Origin of the sequence: Niallia sp. Kr1, from assembly GCF_050389805.1 — a bacterium.
Lineage (GTDB): Bacteria > Bacillota > Bacilli > Bacillales > Cytobacillaceae > Bacillus_BD.
The window spans coordinates 4,287,647-4,303,345 of the sequence record NZ_CP130945.1 but is presented as its reverse complement, the minus strand read 5'-3'; the positions used below and the strand labels follow the sequence as shown (position 1 = coordinate 4,303,345).

The 15,699-nt window shown below is 38.9% G+C and carries 13 protein-coding genes and 1 riboswitch; all 13 genes read left to right on the top strand.

Annotation, left to right across the window (positions count from 1 at the left end; translation table 11 throughout):
- Positions 1–182: 182 nt before the first annotated feature.
- The 13 genes from rlmN (at position 183) to Q5760_RS21165 (ending at position 15,678) form a co-directional block, all read left to right on the top strand.
- Positions 183–1,253 carry a 23S rRNA (adenine(2503)-C(2))-methyltransferase RlmN gene (rlmN, locus tag Q5760_RS21225; RefSeq protein ID WP_428909574.1) on the top strand — a complete coding sequence of 357 codons (1,071 nt, stop codon included), beginning with the start codon at positions 183–185 and terminating at the stop codon, positions 1,251–1,253.
- A gap of 56 nt (positions 1,254–1,309) precedes the next feature.
- A riboswitch (ZMP/ZTP riboswitch) is annotated at positions 1,310–1,389 on the top strand.
- 131 nt (positions 1,390–1,520) lie between these two features.
- A complete protein-coding gene (locus Q5760_RS21220) occupies positions 1,521–2,720 on the top strand; it encodes a phosphoglycerate dehydrogenase (protein ID WP_428909573.1) in 1,200 nt (399 codons plus the stop codon).
- Positions 2,721–2,872: 152 nt separating this feature from the next.
- A complete protein-coding gene (locus Q5760_RS21215; RefSeq protein ID WP_428912652.1) occupies positions 2,873–3,580 on the top strand; it encodes a DNA alkylation repair protein in 708 nt (235 codons plus the stop codon).
- Between the two features lie 27 nt (positions 3,581–3,607).
- Positions 3,608–4,063 (top strand): SRPBCC family protein, encoded by a 456-nt coding sequence (locus tag Q5760_RS21210; RefSeq protein WP_428909572.1) that lies wholly within the window; start codon positions 3,608–3,610, stop codon positions 4,061–4,063.
- Between the two features lie 326 nt (positions 4,064–4,389).
- On the top strand, positions 4,390–5,838 hold the full coding sequence (locus Q5760_RS21205; RefSeq protein WP_428909571.1) for a DEAD/DEAH box helicase: 1,449 nt from the start codon (positions 4,390–4,392) through the stop codon (positions 5,836–5,838).
- 246 nt (positions 5,839–6,084) lie between these two features.
- On the top strand, positions 6,085–7,005 hold the full coding sequence (locus Q5760_RS21200; protein ID WP_428909570.1) for a glycine betaine ABC transporter substrate-binding protein: 921 nt from the start codon (positions 6,085–6,087) through the stop codon (positions 7,003–7,005).
- Between the two features lie 329 nt (positions 7,006–7,334).
- Positions 7,335–7,532, top strand: coding sequence for a YppF family protein (yppF, locus tag Q5760_RS21195; RefSeq protein ID WP_428909569.1), 198 nt, complete (start codon positions 7,335–7,337; stop codon positions 7,530–7,532).
- Between the two features lie 194 nt (positions 7,533–7,726).
- On the top strand, positions 7,727–9,601 hold the full coding sequence (locus Q5760_RS21190) for a XylR N-terminal domain-containing protein (protein ID WP_428909568.1): 1,875 nt from the start codon (positions 7,727–7,729) through the stop codon (positions 9,599–9,601).
- 511 nt (positions 9,602–10,112) lie between these two features.
- Positions 10,113–11,294: an acyl-CoA dehydrogenase gene (locus Q5760_RS21185; RefSeq protein WP_428909567.1), complete on the top strand. Its 1,182-nt coding sequence runs from the start codon at positions 10,113–10,115 to the stop codon at positions 11,292–11,294.
- A gap of 49 nt (positions 11,295–11,343) precedes the next feature.
- Positions 11,344–12,159 carry an adenylyltransferase/cytidyltransferase family protein gene (locus Q5760_RS21180; RefSeq protein ID WP_428909566.1) on the top strand — a complete coding sequence of 272 codons (816 nt, stop codon included), beginning with the start codon at positions 11,344–11,346 and terminating at the stop codon, positions 12,157–12,159.
- Between the two features lie 17 nt (positions 12,160–12,176).
- Positions 12,177–13,160 carry a hypothetical protein gene (locus Q5760_RS21175; RefSeq protein ID WP_428909565.1) on the top strand — a complete coding sequence of 328 codons (984 nt, stop codon included), beginning with the start codon at positions 12,177–12,179 and terminating at the stop codon, positions 13,158–13,160.
- A gap of 51 nt (positions 13,161–13,211) precedes the next feature.
- A complete protein-coding gene (locus Q5760_RS21170; RefSeq protein WP_428909564.1) occupies positions 13,212–14,078 on the top strand; it encodes an alpha/beta fold hydrolase in 867 nt (288 codons plus the stop codon).
- Between the two features lie 310 nt (positions 14,079–14,388).
- Positions 14,389–15,678 (top strand): MFS transporter, encoded by a 1,290-nt coding sequence (locus Q5760_RS21165; RefSeq protein ID WP_428909563.1) that lies wholly within the window; start codon positions 14,389–14,391, stop codon positions 15,676–15,678.
- The last annotated feature ends 21 nt before the right edge of the window (positions 15,679–15,699 follow it).

Sequence of the window (15,699 nt, the reverse complement as noted above, 5' to 3'; positions counted from 1 at the left end):
GGGGAAGTTTGTACTAAAACGGTTTGGGAATACTTATAGTAACAAAGACTTTTTCGAAAAAAACAGTTCGGATGGAAAACCATCCAGAAATAAACAATTAGGATTGAACTAATACGTTTGCCAGTTGAGCAAAGATTAAGTACAATAAATAAGAATTTTATCGTTTGAAATGAGGGTAATCAATGAATAAAGAATCCATCTATGGATTAACGTTTGAACAATTGACGGATTGGCTTTTGGAACGGGGTCACAAAAAATTCCGTGCTACGCAAGTATGGGATTGGCTATATAATAAGCGCGTTACAGATTTTTCAAAAATGAGTAATGTCAACAAAGAGCTTCTTCAATTATTAGAAGAGAACTTTTCGATTCATACCACAACTTTAAATACAAAACAGGAATCAGCCGATGGTACCATCAAATTTCTTTTTAACCTAAAGGATGGAAACTTGATTGAAACGGTCTTAATGAGACATAAATACGGATTTTCGGTTTGTGTGACAACTCAGGTAGGCTGTAACATTGGTTGTAGCTTCTGCGCTAGTGGAATTCTTGCGAAAAACCGTGACCTTTCTAGCGGTGAAATTGTTGAGCAGATCATGAATGTTCAGCACCACCTAGATGAACAAGGCAAGGACGAGAGAGTCAGCCATGTGGTTGTCATGGGAATTGGGGAGCCATTTGATAATTTCGAGAACCTCATAAAATTCCTAACGGTCATTAATGATCAAAAGGGTCTCGCGATTGGCGCAAGACATATTACTGTTTCTACAAGTGGTTTGTCACCGAAAATTTATGAATTTGCGGATCTTCAATTACAGGTTAACTTGGCTTTATCGCTGCATGCGCCAAACAACGAGTTGCGTAGCCGTATAATGAAAATCAACAAAGCGTATCCAATTGAAAAACTAATGGAAGCTCTTGAATATTACTTGGAAAAAACAAATCGCCGTATTACGATTGAATATATTTTACTAAGAGATGTGAACGATCATCAGGAAGAAGCTTTGCAACTTGCGAACTTGCTGAAGGATAAACGTCATCTGGCGTATGTTAACTTGATTCCATATAATCCAGTGAATGAACATATTCAATATGAGCGAAGTGAAAAGGAAAGCATTCTCATCTTTTATGATACGTTGAAAAAACATGGCATCAATTGCGTTATCCGCCAAGAACAAGGGACCGATATTGATGCTGCGTGCGGTCAGTTAAGAAGTAAACAAATGAAAAAAGAAAAAACACGAACATAAATAAAAATTTAGGCTTGAATGTTTGTTTTTATTTTGTTACAATTCAATTAATTATAAAGGCTATGTGTAACTGGCGAAGCACGGAGTACCGTGAGGGAGCACATAGAACGAAAAGCCGTTCGCCTGGGCAGAGGTAAGGGATTATTCTCCCTTACCTCTTTATGCATTTAGGGGGGATCCTGGAATTGTAGGGGAAAGATAGGAGAATGGTCTGCAATTTTTGTTCCGAAAATTCGATGTTATCAAACAACAAAAGGGGAGAAAAGAATGGCAACTTTAACGGTGGATAAGGTAAAAACAATTAAAACATTAAATAGTATCGCTCAATGTGGATTAGATGTATTTGACCAAGGACAATATGTGATTGATGATCAGAGTGAAAATCCAGATGCGATTGTGGTACGTAGCTTTAATATGCATGAAATGAAATTTGGTAACGACCTAAAGGCGATTGCAAGAGCAGGAGCGGGTGTGAATAATATTCCGGTTGATACTTGCACAGAACAAGGAATTGTTGTGTTTAACACGCCAGGAGCGAATGCAAATGCGGTGAAGGAGCTTGTGTTAACTACCTTAATGGCGGCTTCTCGTAATCTATTTGAAGGAATTTCTTGGACTCAAACGTTAAAAAATGAAGGCGATCAAATTCCAAAACAAGTAGAAGCTGGGAAAAAGCAATTTGTTGGTAAAGAAATCAAAGGGAAAACGCTCGGAATTATCGGTTTAGGTGCGGTTGGAGCACGCGTTGCAAACGATGCTCTTGATTTAGATATGGATGTCATTGGATTTGATCCATTCATTTCAGTTGACACAGCATGGAATCTAGCACGCAATGTTCAACGTGCGATGACACTTGAACAATTACTAGCAAACTCTGATTATATTACCGTCCATGTGCCGTTAACAGATGACACAAGAGGCATTTTCAATAAAGAAGCATTCAGCATCATGAAAGACGATGTTTATATTTTAAATTTCTCTCGCGGTGAACTTGTGAACGAAGATGACATCAAAGTAGCGCTTGAGGAAGGCAAAGTAGGAAAATACATTACAGACTTTCCAAATGAAAATGTGTTAGGCATGAAAAATGTTGTAGCGATTCCGCATCTGGGAGCTTCAACAAAGGAATCAGAGGAAAACTGTGCGATTATGGCGACTCGCCAAGTGAAAGAATATCTTGAAACTGGGAATATCCAAAACTCCGTAAACTTTCCAAATGCGCACTTACCATATGTAGGGAAGCGTCGTGTAGCGGTTTTTCATAAAAATGTACCGAATATGGTCGGACAACTTACATCAGCGATTTCAAGTTATGACTTAAATATTGCGGACATGGTCAATCGTAGCCGTGGCGATTATGCCTACACGATGATCGACATTGATACAAAAGTAGACCGCGACATCGTTCCAGAATTAGAAGAGAAAGTGAAAAGCATTGCTGGAATCGTAACAGCGCGAATTATATAATGATAAATGAGAGCAAATCCTTAAGGGTCTGCTCTTTTTTATTTGACCGATGAAGTAGAATACTCCATGATAATTAATGGTAAAATGGAGAAGATGGAGTAAAGAATATAAACGAACTAGTTATAATGAAAAATAGAGAGGAAGTTCAACTAATGGATTTTGAAACGGTGATGGGGGAGCTTGAAGCACTAGGGAAGGAACGAACGAAGAAAATTTACATATCTAATGGTGCGCACGAGCCCGTTTTTGGCGTGGCAACTGGTGCGATGAAACCTATCGCAAAGAAAATTAAGACTGATCAACCTTTAGCGGAGGAGCTTTATGGAACAGGGAACTATGATGCCATGTATTTTGCAGGCATTATTGCAGACCCGAAAGCCATGACAGAAGCTGATTACAATCGTTGGATGGATGGGGCGTATTTTTACATGCTCTCCGATTATGTCGTTGCTGTCACGTTATCCGAGTCAGAAATTGCGCAAGAAGTGGCTGATAAATGGATTGCCAGCGGGGATGAGCTAAGAATGTCAGGAGGCTGGAGCTGCTATTGCTGGTTATTAGGGAATCGCAAAGATCATGAATTCTCAGAGAGCAAGATTTCCGCTATGCTTGATAAGGTGAAAAATGAAATTCATGGAGCTCCAGAACGAACGAAAGCCTCGATGAATAATTTTTTATACACGGTGGGGGTTTCCTATTTGCCACTGCATGAAAAAGCAGTGGAAACCGCAAAGGAAGTTGGGATCGTAGAAGTCAAACGAGAAAAGAAAAAAAGCAGTTTCCTCAATGCATCTGAAATGCTCCAAAAAGAAATTGATAAAGAACGAATTGGATTTAAACGGAAATATGTAAGATGTTAATGGGAAGAACATGAGGAGGGAATAACAATGACAGAGAAACTGATTGTAAAAGATGAAGTTCGTATAAATGCCGCCTCTTCAAAAGTATGGGAGGTTCTTGTTAATCCTAAATATGTCGCACAGTGGGATGAACTGCCTGAAAATTATCCTAGTGAAAATATGGGTAAGGGAAGTAAAGTGGTTTGGGATTTGCCAAACGGTGGGCAGTCTATTACAACGATTATAAAAGCTGAAGAAATGAAGGAATTACAAATTGCCTTATATGTGTCAAATTGGGAGGTAAAACCGAATGAAGGCGATGTGGCCTATCGGTATCAGTTAGAGGACCTGAACGGCAGTACCTTATTAAAAATGGAAATTGGTGATTTTTCCCTTCTTAAAAATGGACAAAATTATTATGATGCTTCGGTAGAATTTGCCTCCGAAGCAAAAAATGTCATTAAAGAGTTAGCAGAAAATTTATCCCGTCTTAACTGGCAGTAAGACCCCTACCTCAAGATACTTATGAATACCAAAAGTAGATAGGTAGGGGATGAACTGCCAGTAAAGATCCGATTGGTTCAACTAACCATCAGTAGGGATGAAGAACCTCCCCACTGATGCAAGTTTCACTTTATAAGTGCAATCATAAAGATTTTGATACTGGTTTAAAATGAGTAATTTTTTACCAAAATTGGAAATGGACCTCACATTGCTTGAGGTCATTTTTATGCTTTATAAGGTCTCAACTTTCGTTGGGTTTAACAGAGCCGATAATAGCAATTCCTAATGATGGTTACATTAATAAAAAAACAAAACGAGGTCATTTCATGAGCAATCATTTTTTTAACAATGGGTTAAGTCCAGAAATTACGCGTGCCTTAAAAGGACTAAACTATGATACTCCCACAGAGGTCCAAGCAAAGGTCATTCCTCTTGCGCTAGAGGATCAAGATTTAATTGTGATCGCACAAACCGGCAGCGGAAAAACCGCTTCATACGGAATTCCGATTTGCGAAAGGGTGGAATGGGAGGAAAATAAGCCGCAATGCTTAATCCTGACACCAACCCGAGAACTAGCGGCACAAGTAACAGAGGACATCACCAATATTGGGCGATTTAAGCGAATTAAGGCACTGGCACTTTACGGCAAGCAGCCCTTTAACAAGCAAAAGCTTGCGTTAAAGCAAAAAACACATGTCGTTGTCGGAACACCAGGTAGAGTACTTGATCACTTGGAAAAAGGGACGTTTCCCGTCGAAGAAATTAAGTATTTGGTCATCGATGAAGCGGATGAAATGCTCAATATGGGGTTCATCGAACAAGTGGAGGCGATTATTGGGAAGCTGCCAACAGACCGTGTGACTTCTGTATTTTCAGCGACCATGCCGCAGGATATTAAAAAGCTATGTCAGACGTATATGGTTACCCCGACTGAGATCGAGGTCCAAGCAACTGGAAGTACCGTTGATAAAATCCAGCATGCATTACTACATACAAAAGATGAAGAAAAGTATGCGCTCTTAAAGGATGTTACCATCAGGGAAAATCCAGATAGCTGCATTATTTTTTGTCGGACTCAAGAGCGAGTGGATGATTTAATGGATCAATTAGACCTTGATGATTATCCATGTGACAAGCTTCATGGTGGGATGTTCCAAGAAGATCGCTTTGCGGTAATGGATGATTTTAAAAGAGGGGTATTTCGGTATTTGGTCGCAACAGATGTCGCTGCACGAGGAATTGATGTGGAAGACGTTTCGCTTGTGATTAATTATGACATTCCTTTTGAAAAAGAAAGTTATGTTCATCGTACCGGAAGAACAGGTCGAGCAGGCAAGTCAGGAAAAGCGATTACTTTCATGACTCCACATGAAGAACGATTTTTAGAAGCGATCGAAGAATACATCGGGTTTGAGATTCCAAGGATCGATCCGCCTTCAACAGAAGAAGTAGAGCAGAATCAAGCTGCATTCCAAGCGAAACTACAGCAGAAACCGGATGTAAAGATTAGCAAAAGTGCTGCACTCGATCAAGGGATCATGAAGCTTTATTTTAATGGAGGCAAGAAAAAGAAACTCAGAGCCATAGACTTTGTCGGAACCATTGCAAAACTAGATGGAATATCGCCAGATGACATTGGCATCATCACCATTGAAGAAAACGCGAGCTTCGTCGAAATCCTAAACGGAAAAGGCCCCATCGTCCTAAACGCCATGAAACACACAACGGTCAAAGGCAAACAACTAAAAGTTCATGAGGCAAAAAATGGAAGGTGACAGGCACCTTCCATTTTTTTACATTAAATAATACTTTTGTAGGAAAATGTACGAAATAGAAGCATGTTTTAGGAAAGTTGGCATATAATCAAACTGAACGTATCACATGAACAGAAATAACTGTATTTATCGTTTGTACAAAACTAACAACAAAGTTATAATAATAAAGAGTTATTCGAAAATTTAGTGGATGGTAGAAAAGTAGAATAGCAGAAAATCATACATAAGGAGTGTTGTAGAGTTTTGATGAATGTAAAATGGAAGAAATTGGGGTTAATGGCAGGTTTATCTTTATCTTTAGTCGTAGCAGGTTGTGGAGGAGAAGAAGCTTCTTCAAATGCGGAAAATAATGGAGAGGGCGCAGCCACCAATTACAGTGAAGAAGTAGATTATACCATTACAGGGATTGAGCCAGGTGCTGGAATCACCGAGCAGACAAGAAATACGTTAGAAGAATATGAAAACCTAGCGGGTTGGGAGTTTCAAGAAAGTTCAACGGCTGGAATGTTAGGATCGTTGGACGAAGCGATTCGAAACGAAGAACCGATTATCGTAACGGGTTGGAGCCCACACTATAAATTTACGAAATATGATTTAAAATACTTAGAAGATCCGAAAGGGACCTATGGTGGCACTGAAAATATCAATACCATCGTGAGAAAAGGCTTAGAAGAGGACATGCCTAATGCCTATACCATTCTTGATCGTTTCCACTGGGAGCCAGAAGATATGGAGCAAGTGATGTTTGCAGCTCAAGATGTTTCCTTCGAAGAAGCAGCTAGTAAGTGGATTGAGGAAAATCAGGACAAAGTCAATGAGTGGACAGATGGCGTTGAAAAAGCCAATGGTGAATCCATTGAAATTGTTATAACTCCATGGGATACAGAACGTGCTTCTGGCGAAGTGGTAAAGCAAGTTCTAGAGCAACACGGGTTTAAAGTAAAAGTAACACCTGTTGATCCAGCGATTATGTTTGAGGCGATTGCTACTGGTGAAGGTGACGCATCTGTAGCTCCATGGTTACCTAATACACACAAATCTTTCTATGAAAAACATAAAGATAACGTTGTTGATTTAGGCGAAAACTTAACTGGAACAAGAACAGGTCTAGTCGTTCCTGCGTATATGGACATCGATTCCATAGAAGACTTACAACCGAAGGAATAACCGAAGAAGTGGAAAGAAATGGAAGGTGCCAGGCACCTCCCATTTCCTTCCATTTTTTCGTTATCGAATGGCGGGGATTTTCCATTTTTACGGTGAATTCTTGATTTTGGGAAAAGGGGACAGGTTTCCTATCACTACTTAACTAATGAGACAAGACCCCGTCCCTCTGACTCACCAAATTAATAGATTTGTCCCATTTTTTTAACAACGATGTCAGATCGTGTCGTTAGTTTGAATTTTTAAACAGAAAATAAATAAAGCGATTACATGTTATACTGATATCAACATAAACACCTTGTTAAAATAACAAACGGAAGTGGTGGAAGCGCATGCTTAAAGAACTAACGAAACGATTCGAATCAGTGAAACAACGTAATCCTTTACATGTAAATGAATTGCTAGATTATCTACAAAGAAGTTATGTTTATGGTGAATTATCCATTGTTGAATATAAAAATTTCTATCGTGAATTAGACCAATTAAATGCAGAGAAGCCACAATCATTTGAGTTTGCTATGAATCTATAATAATCGTAAAAAAAGGAGATGAGCGGATCATCTCCTTTTTTATTATTTTAAAATAGGATACCGTTTTCGTAAATTTCTTTAATATGTTAAAATTAGATTGAAAATTCGTATAAGTGGTTTAATTAGGAAAATACAAAATGCTAGCCACAAGGACAAGTTCTTGTCCTCTTGTTCAAAAAATGAGGTGTATATCGATGGAGATTTATATAAAGGATCAGGATCGTCTTACCGATCATGAGGCGGAGGTAACGGATCGCCCGATGCTTCTAAATTCCTCTGCCTTGGGGATTCTCAGGCATCAATTGGCACAGAATATTGGGCTTGATCGAATCAAGGGATTTCTTGTACGATTCGGCTATGAAATGGGCGTCAATGATGCCAAACAAGCTTTGAAAACAGGGGTCCCTTTGGAAACATTGATTGAGCAAGGACCGGTTGCTCATATGAAAAATGGACATATTCGCGGATTTACCCATGAATGTAACGTCGCATTTGATGAGGATCATCATATTGTTACTCTTCATGGAAGGGGCACATGGATTGATTCCTACGAGGCTGTCGAGCATGTGAAACGAATTGGTTTATCCGATTCTCAAGTGTGTCATACCCTTATTGGCTATTCAAATGGCTTTATGACAACGATCTGCGAACAGCCTGTTTTGACAAAGGAAATCACTTGTGTCGGAAAAGGAGATTCCGTATGCAGTTGGATGACGAGAACGAAGAAAGAATGGGAAGCGGAAACCAATGTCGAAGAGGAACTTCACTATTACCATGAAACACCAATTATGAAGGAACTGGAATACACGTATGAACAACTGCTGCATCAACAAAAATTTGTTACGCAATTATCAAGTTTTCAAACAAAATTAGCGGAAGAGATCTCTAACGGCAGTGATTTGCACCGAATCGCAAACATAGCCTATGGAACGAGTGGAATTCCCATCGTTATTGAAGATACCGATTTTAGGACGATTACATATGCGGGCTTAACAGACGATATCTACCTTGAATTAACGGAGGATATCGCACCATATATTCGAGATGAAAAAGATAAGCATCTATTACCATTTAAAAGGAAAACAGTAAAAACCGATCAACAGGAGCGTCTTATCTCACTGATTCTTGTGCAAAAGAAAATATTAGGTTACTGTTCCTTTGTTTATTACAACCAAAAACAGGAAAATCCTGAGGAGGATTATTTATTTCTCGACCGGTTTTCTAATGCGGCTTCGATTATTCTCTTAAATGAAAAAACGAAATTCGAATCCTTCGAGAGGATGAAAGGGAATTTCCTTGAACAAATTTTGCAATCCCAATTATCCGCAGGCGAAATCATTAAAAGAGGAAAATATGCCAATTTAGACCTGAACCAGCCTTATTATGTCGTTGTGATGGAATATCAAAAAACGGAGTTGTCCAAATTATCGGTTGAAGAGGAATTTTACTTACAGGAACAAATTCAAGAATCGATTTATCAATATTTTAATCAACACAAGCAACAAATCTTAATCGGACAACGTGAAGGAAAATTGGTCTTTTTAATCATGAAAAAAGATAAGCGTTTTTCGATTGAAACTACGATGAAGGATTTTTATCAATTTTTTATCAAAACCTTTCCGAGAGGCGCCTTTAAATTAGGTATTAGTAACGAAGGTCATGATATTCAACATGCAGCAACGGCCTATGAGGAAGCGATGATTGCCCTGCGACTGGCGTTACGAAATCATATGATTCTATTTGATTCCCTCGGCATTGTTGGCGTTCTGATAAATTCGAAGAACATACCAGGGATTCAAATGATAGCCAAAAAAGAACTGGGTGAGTTGTATGATTTACAGGATTCGAGAATGATTGAACTGATGAAAACCTTATATGCCTATCTTTCGAACGGAGGAAAACTAGAGCAAACGATGAGCGATCTTGCGCTGTCGATGAGTGGTCTAAGGCACCGAATTCGGCGGATTGAAGGCTTACTCGATAAGGATCTTCGGGATCCTGATGTCATGTATGAATTGCTGTTGATCATTCAATCGCTCATTGCCATTGGGGAACTGAAAATGGAATAGAAGTTGAAACCATCCAAGTTTGATTTGGGTGGTTTTTTATATATGGAGGTTTTGGAGCAAGCCTTGCCTTAAGTGAAGCTCGTATAGAAAAACGAAGCTGGAAAGAGGCGATGAAAAATAGTTTTAAGTTTTACACAGCAAAAATCAGGGGGAAGTTGAAAAACTGCTGCGTAAATTCGTTTTACACAGCAAAAACCAACGGGAAGCTGAAAAACTGCTGAGTAAATCCATTTTACACAGCAAAAATCAGCGAAAAATAGAAAAACTGCCGTGTAAATCCGACCACCATCAAAAGCACAATCTCCTCATATCCCAACAGTTCACTACACAAACCCTAAAATGAACAAAAACCATCCATCCTTTTCAAAAACACCAACAATTTTTGTTCTAGTCTGAAAATTCATAATTAATTACAATGTAGTTAATCAAATAAAAGCTAAACAAGTTAGAAATAGGTGTTTGAAAGCGATATCAAAAATTTTGTCGAATCTATTAAAGGGGAGTGTTTGCTATGGTAAGTCCATTCATTGAAAAAGAGGTAACGAGAGAAGATCTATTAGAGGGTGCAAGAAGAATTGGGGAACTAGCTGAAAAAGAAGCGCAAGAAGCAGAAAAAAATGCAACGATTTCTGAAAACGTCGTCAATTTAATAAAAGAAACACAGATTTCTAGAATCATGCTTCCGAAAGAATATGGCGGTCCACAAACGGATCTCAAGACATTTGCCGAAATCGTAAGAACCGTATCTTATCACAATGTATCTGCAGGATGGTTAACGTATCTTTATCCATTACACAACATTCTTCCAGCGTACTTACCTAAAAAGGGAAGAGACGAAATCATTAACCAAGGCGGACTGATCTGTGATGTATTTGCTGCAGTAGGGAAAGCAGAAAAAGATGGAGACGGGTACCGCATCACTGGAAAATGGAATTTCGCCAGTGGCTGTCTGTACAGTGATTGGATCGGACTAGGCGTAGCCATCCAATTCCCTGACAGCGACAAACCAGAAGTTTGCTTGCCAATGTTAAAAGCATCTGAAGTCGAAATCGTCGAAAACTGGGATACATTTGGTCTAAGAGGCAGTGGTTCCAACCAAGTGGTTGCCGATAACGTGTATGTACCAATGGAAAGAATCTTACGTTTAACTGCAGCTGATGCAACGGGAAGACCACCAGAGGAAGAGTACGATAAGGATTATCCATTATACCATGTTCCTTTCTATCCGGCTTTCTATCTTGGATTCCCGAATATGGCGTTAGGCGGAGCGAAGCGATTAATTGAAGAATTCAAAAAGGCAACAGAAAACCGCGTTCGTCTAATGGATGGTGTACGAGAAAGTGAATCTCCTCGTAGCCAAAGAGTAATCGCAGAAATTACCACTCAATATATTGCAGCAGAAGCGATGATGGACAAATATTTAACATTACTAGAAAACTATGAAAAAGATGGTCGCAAAACAAGCCGTGCCGAATTCTTTGCGATTCGTACGCAAATCACAAAAACTTGTACAGACATAGCCGTAAGAGTTCTATTAACACTTGGTGGCGGCGCCCTTTATAAAGGTGGCATCATTGAATTAATGATCAGAGATATTTTATCTGTTGCGACTCACAAAACATCTTTATATGAAGATTCTGTTGCTGCATTTGGTCAAGAATTATTCGGCTTTGATTCAGGTGTAAGGGGTTAATTATTTTTAACCCCCCTAGACGGACCAACGTTCTAAGAAAGGAGACTGTATGGAAACGATTACTGTGACCCGAGAGAATTTATCCCTTTTGCAGGAAAACGCTATCCCAAAAGTCATGGCGCTCGGATTTTTTGATGGTCTTCATAACGGGCATCGTGAAGTCATTAAGCAGGCTTTGAATGAAGCGAATAAAAAGAAGTTACCACTAGCGGTGATGAGTTTCTTTCCACATCCAAAAACGGTGATTTGTAATGGAAAAAAACAGATTCATTATCTCATGCCGCCAGCAGAAAAAGAGAAAATGCTCGCGCAATTAGGAGTCGATTTCTTCTATTCTGTTACATTCGATAGAGAATTTGCTTCTCTTTCACCAGAGCAATTTGTAAAAGATTACTTAATTGACCTCGGGGTCACCCATGCAGTCGCCGGTTTTGATTTTTCCTACGGTTATAAAGGAATTGGAAATATGGATACATTAAATGAAGATTCAGGCGGTCTTATTGACGTAACAAAGGTGCAAAAAGTGGAATGTCAAGGTGAAAAAATTAGTTCTACTTGTATACGCGAGCGGCTTTTACAAGGAAAGATCGAGGAAATTCCAGATTTTCTCGGTCGTCCTTATGAAGTGATGTGTAACTATGACGGCTATCGATTAGTCCTGAGTCCTTACTATACATTGCCTGCACCTGGGCGCTATCGTGTGACATTAAAAAAGGGATTTCATTCGTGTGAAACCGTACTAGATGTAACCGAAACAACATTAAAAGGGAAAATCCCTGCCTATTTAAAAGGAACCCTCTCCATTTGCTGGATGCAAAAAATGGAGGAACAGTGGGAACCGACTACAGTGGGCAGTTCGATATAAAAAAGAGGAGTGAGAAAATGGCTGAAATTATTGCTGGAGTTGCCATGTCCCATAGTCCGATGATTATGACGAGTAGAGAGGCTGCTGGAGAAAAGGGTCAGCGTTTCCTACAAAAAGCAGATGAAATGAAACAGTTTTTAGAGGATTCTGGAGCAGATGTCATCATTCTTATTTCAGATGACCATTTTAATAGTTATTTTTATGACCATATGCCTTCCTTTACAATTGGAATTGATCAATGTCAAGGTTGGGGAGATTGGTTATTGCCGGAATATGACATCACTGTTCAAAAAGATTTAGCCAAACATATTTTAGATACTGGATTGCATAACAATGTTGATTTTGCTTTTACCTTGAGAATGAAGGTGGACCATGGTCATACGCAAGGGATTTATTTTTTAAATCCTGATTTGAAAATTCCAGTGGTTCCGATTGCCGTGAATACGGCTGCGCCTCCACTGCCAACGATGGACCGTTGTTTCCAATTAGGTGAACTCGTACGTAAAGCAGTTGAGTCTTGGGATAGTGACAAAAAAGTCGCAATTGTAGCATCAGGTGGTCTTTCTCACTGGGTGCCAATTCCAAAAATCGATAGTGAAAAACCAGAGGACCAAGATTTGATCCATATTCTGAAAAATGGTCGCCAAGAAATCGAGCAGCTTGAAGAATATTTAGAAACGCGAAAAACGCGAGTTACTTCATTACGCACAGGTCCAGTTAATGAAGAATATGATCGCCTATTTTTGAAGAGTATTGTAGAAAAAGACTACGAAACGATTCGCAACTGGAGTTCAGAGTTAATTGATGAAAAACTTGGCAATGGTGGTCAAGAAATTCGTAACTGGCTTGTACTATTAGGGGCATTGCAAGATTTTAACAATGAAGTCGTTTGCTATGAGCCGATTCCTGAATGGGTAACTGGCATGGCGATTATGCAGTTTCAATCTGCTGCTGTAAAAGGACAACAACAAGAAACATCATCTGTAACAGTGAAGAATTAATTTTTTACACACTAGTTTTTAAAAAGTAATAACAAAAAGGGAGAGATTGACTTGACAATTTGGACTGATTTAGCAGATATCGAATTTAAATTATATTATTTGGATGCAAACGGGATTAACACACGCGTACTAGAAGCAGGTAACGGGGAACCTCTTATCTTACTTCACGGTACTGGCGGACACATTGAAGCATATGCTCGAAATATCAAAGGGTTAAGCGAGAAGTTCCGTGTCATTGTGATTGATATGGTAGGCCATGGCTATACAGACAAACCAGATCGCCCATACACGATTGATTATTACAGCGAACATTTATTATCGGTCATTCAAGCTTTAAAACTTTCAAAAGTTTATCTATCAGGAGAATCATTAGGTGGATGGGTAGCAGCTTGGTTTGCGGCAGAACATCCTGAATACGTACATTCCATGGTTTTAAACACACCAGGAAACGTGAATAACAAGCTAGAAGTTATGGCTAAATTAAAAGAGTCCACGGTTAAAGCTGTATTAGAAGCTAACTATGAAAATGTAAAAACAAGACTAGAATGGTTGATGTATGATAAGAGTCAGGTAACAGAAGAATTGATCGAATGCCGTTATAACATTTATACAAGACCAGAGTATAAAGAAGCGGTTCATCACATCGTATGTCTGCAAGAAATTGAAGTGAGAGAACAGTATTCATGGCATCCATCATGGTGTGGAAAGATTAATGTTCCAACACTATTAGCGTGGACATCACACGATCCAACTTCAACCGTAGAAGAAGGAAAACTACTTCAAGATATGATTCCAAACAGTGACTTCACCGTCATTAATAATGCAGGTCACTGGCCACAATGGGAAAAAGTGGAAGAATTTAACGACGTATTAACAAGCTATCTATTAGAAAATAAAGTAGTGGAACCAGCAAAGTAAGTAAGACAAGGGGACAGGTCCAGTGACTCACTATGAGTGATGGGACCTGTCCCTCTGACTCATTTCAAAAAACAAAATCTGTTCAAAAAAGGTAAAAAAATGAACAATTTCTGTCCTAGTCTGAAAATTTCAAAAACAATATACTATTACTAGCGAATGTTACTAACATATTGATGTTTTAAATGTTGAAAGCGATAACAAGACTTTGCAAACTACCATCATTAAATAATCATACCGGGAGGAGTGGAATTTTTTTAATATTATATTTCTGAATATTTATAATTAACAAAAATAATAGGAGGGATATAAAATGAAAGAGGAAAAAAACATATCAAAAAAAGCTTGGGTTGTTATTGGACTATTATTTCTATTAACCGTTATTAGTAACGCAGATAAAGCGATCATCGGTTTTGCATCAGTACCTATTATGAAAGAATTAGGATTAACTCCAGAACAATGGGGTATGGTTGGAAGCGTATTCTTTCTACTATATTCACTATGTGCGATACTAGGCGGAGTGCTTGCCGATAAAGTAGGGACAAGGGTTGTCATTGCAGGAATGGTTCTGCTTTGGTCCGTTGTTCAATTTTCAACAATCTTTGTTTCAAGTTTTGCGTTTTTATTGATTACACGAATTATTTTAGGTGCGGGCGAAGGTCCTTCTTACTCGCTAGCGATGGCTGCTGCAGCAAAATGGCTTCCTAAAGAAAAACGTGGAATTGGGATTTCAATCGTATCAGTTGGGGGTCCACTTGGAGTTGCGATCTCAGCACCGATTCTTATGAACCTGATTACGAATTACGGCTGGCGTTCAGCCTTTATTGCAACAGGGATTATTGGAATCATTTGGATTGCCGTTTGGTTATGGATGGTAAAAGAAAAACAAGAAGCAAAAACTGAAGTTACTGTTTCAGAAACAAATATAGAAATAGACACAAAAACGAAGTTCTCATCGGTTTTATTATCGAAAAACTTCATTTTAATCGCACTATGTGGGTTTGCGACGTACTGGTCTTTCACGATCGGATTAAACTGGCTGCCAAACTATCTTGAAAACGTTCGACAGCTAAGCGCTGAAACGTTAGCAATTGTTGTTGCACTTCCTTGGATTTTAATTACTTTATCACAAATCACGTTTTCATCTATCTCGGATCGTCTTTTTTATAAAACAAAAAGTGTTGTAAAAGGTCGTGTGTTTGTACTAGGACCTGTGATGTTGGCAGGTGCAGTTTGCTACTTTATCGGAACGCTTGTAAGCTCAAACATGTTAGCGATTGTCTTGCTTTCTCTTGGATTAACATTCGGATGTATTACGCTTGTGCTTGGACCAGCCATTTTAATGGAATTGGTGTCCAAGAATCACCAAGGGAAAATTCAAGGTTGGTTTATGGCCTTCACTTCATTAGGTGGAATTGTAGGACCATATGTGACCGGGTATCTTGTTGAAAATGCTTCAACACAAGGAGCCGGCTTCCACTATTCCTTCCAGCTTTGTGCCTTAATTTTACTTATCTTTGGCGGACTGGTTTGGGCTGCGGTACGACCACAAAAAGCAGATACCGTACTTTCAACATCTACAGAAATGGTTGAGAATGTATAATAGGAGGATAGTGAGTCAAGG

What these genes read in the sequence shown, in the direction of transcription:
- yppF (WP_428909569.1), top strand. Translation starts at nt 7,335, where the DNA reads ATGCTTAAAGAACTAACGAAACGATTCGAATCAGTGAAACAACGTAAT.
- Q5760_RS21205 (WP_428909571.1), top strand. Translation starts at nt 4,390, where the DNA reads ATGAGCAATCATTTTTTTAACAATGGGTTAAGTCCAGAAATTACGCGT.
- Q5760_RS21200 (WP_428909570.1), top strand. Translation starts at nt 6,085, where the DNA reads ATGAATGTAAAATGGAAGAAATTGGGGTTAATGGCAGGTTTATCTTTA.
- Q5760_RS21190 (WP_428909568.1), top strand. Translation starts at nt 7,727, where the DNA reads ATGGAGATTTATATAAAGGATCAGGATCGTCTTACCGATCATGAGGCG.
- Q5760_RS21220 (WP_428909573.1), top strand. Translation starts at nt 1,521, where the DNA reads ATGGCAACTTTAACGGTGGATAAGGTAAAAACAATTAAAACATTAAAT.
- Q5760_RS21175 (WP_428909565.1), top strand. Translation starts at nt 12,177, where the DNA reads ATGGCTGAAATTATTGCTGGAGTTGCCATGTCCCATAGTCCGATGATT.
- rlmN (WP_428909574.1), top strand. Translation starts at nt 183, where the DNA reads ATGAATAAAGAATCCATCTATGGATTAACGTTTGAACAATTGACGGAT.
- Q5760_RS21210 (WP_428909572.1), top strand. Translation starts at nt 3,608, where the DNA reads ATGACAGAGAAACTGATTGTAAAAGATGAAGTTCGTATAAATGCCGCC.
- Q5760_RS21165 (WP_428909563.1), top strand. Translation starts at nt 14,389, where the DNA reads ATGAAAGAGGAAAAAAACATATCAAAAAAAGCTTGGGTTGTTATTGGA.
- Q5760_RS21215 (WP_428912652.1), top strand. Translation starts at nt 2,873, where the DNA reads ATGGATTTTGAAACGGTGATGGGGGAGCTTGAAGCACTAGGGAAGGAA.
- Q5760_RS21180 (WP_428909566.1), top strand. Translation starts at nt 11,344, where the DNA reads ATGGAAACGATTACTGTGACCCGAGAGAATTTATCCCTTTTGCAGGAA.
- Q5760_RS21185 (WP_428909567.1), top strand. Translation starts at nt 10,113, where the DNA reads ATGGTAAGTCCATTCATTGAAAAAGAGGTAACGAGAGAAGATCTATTA.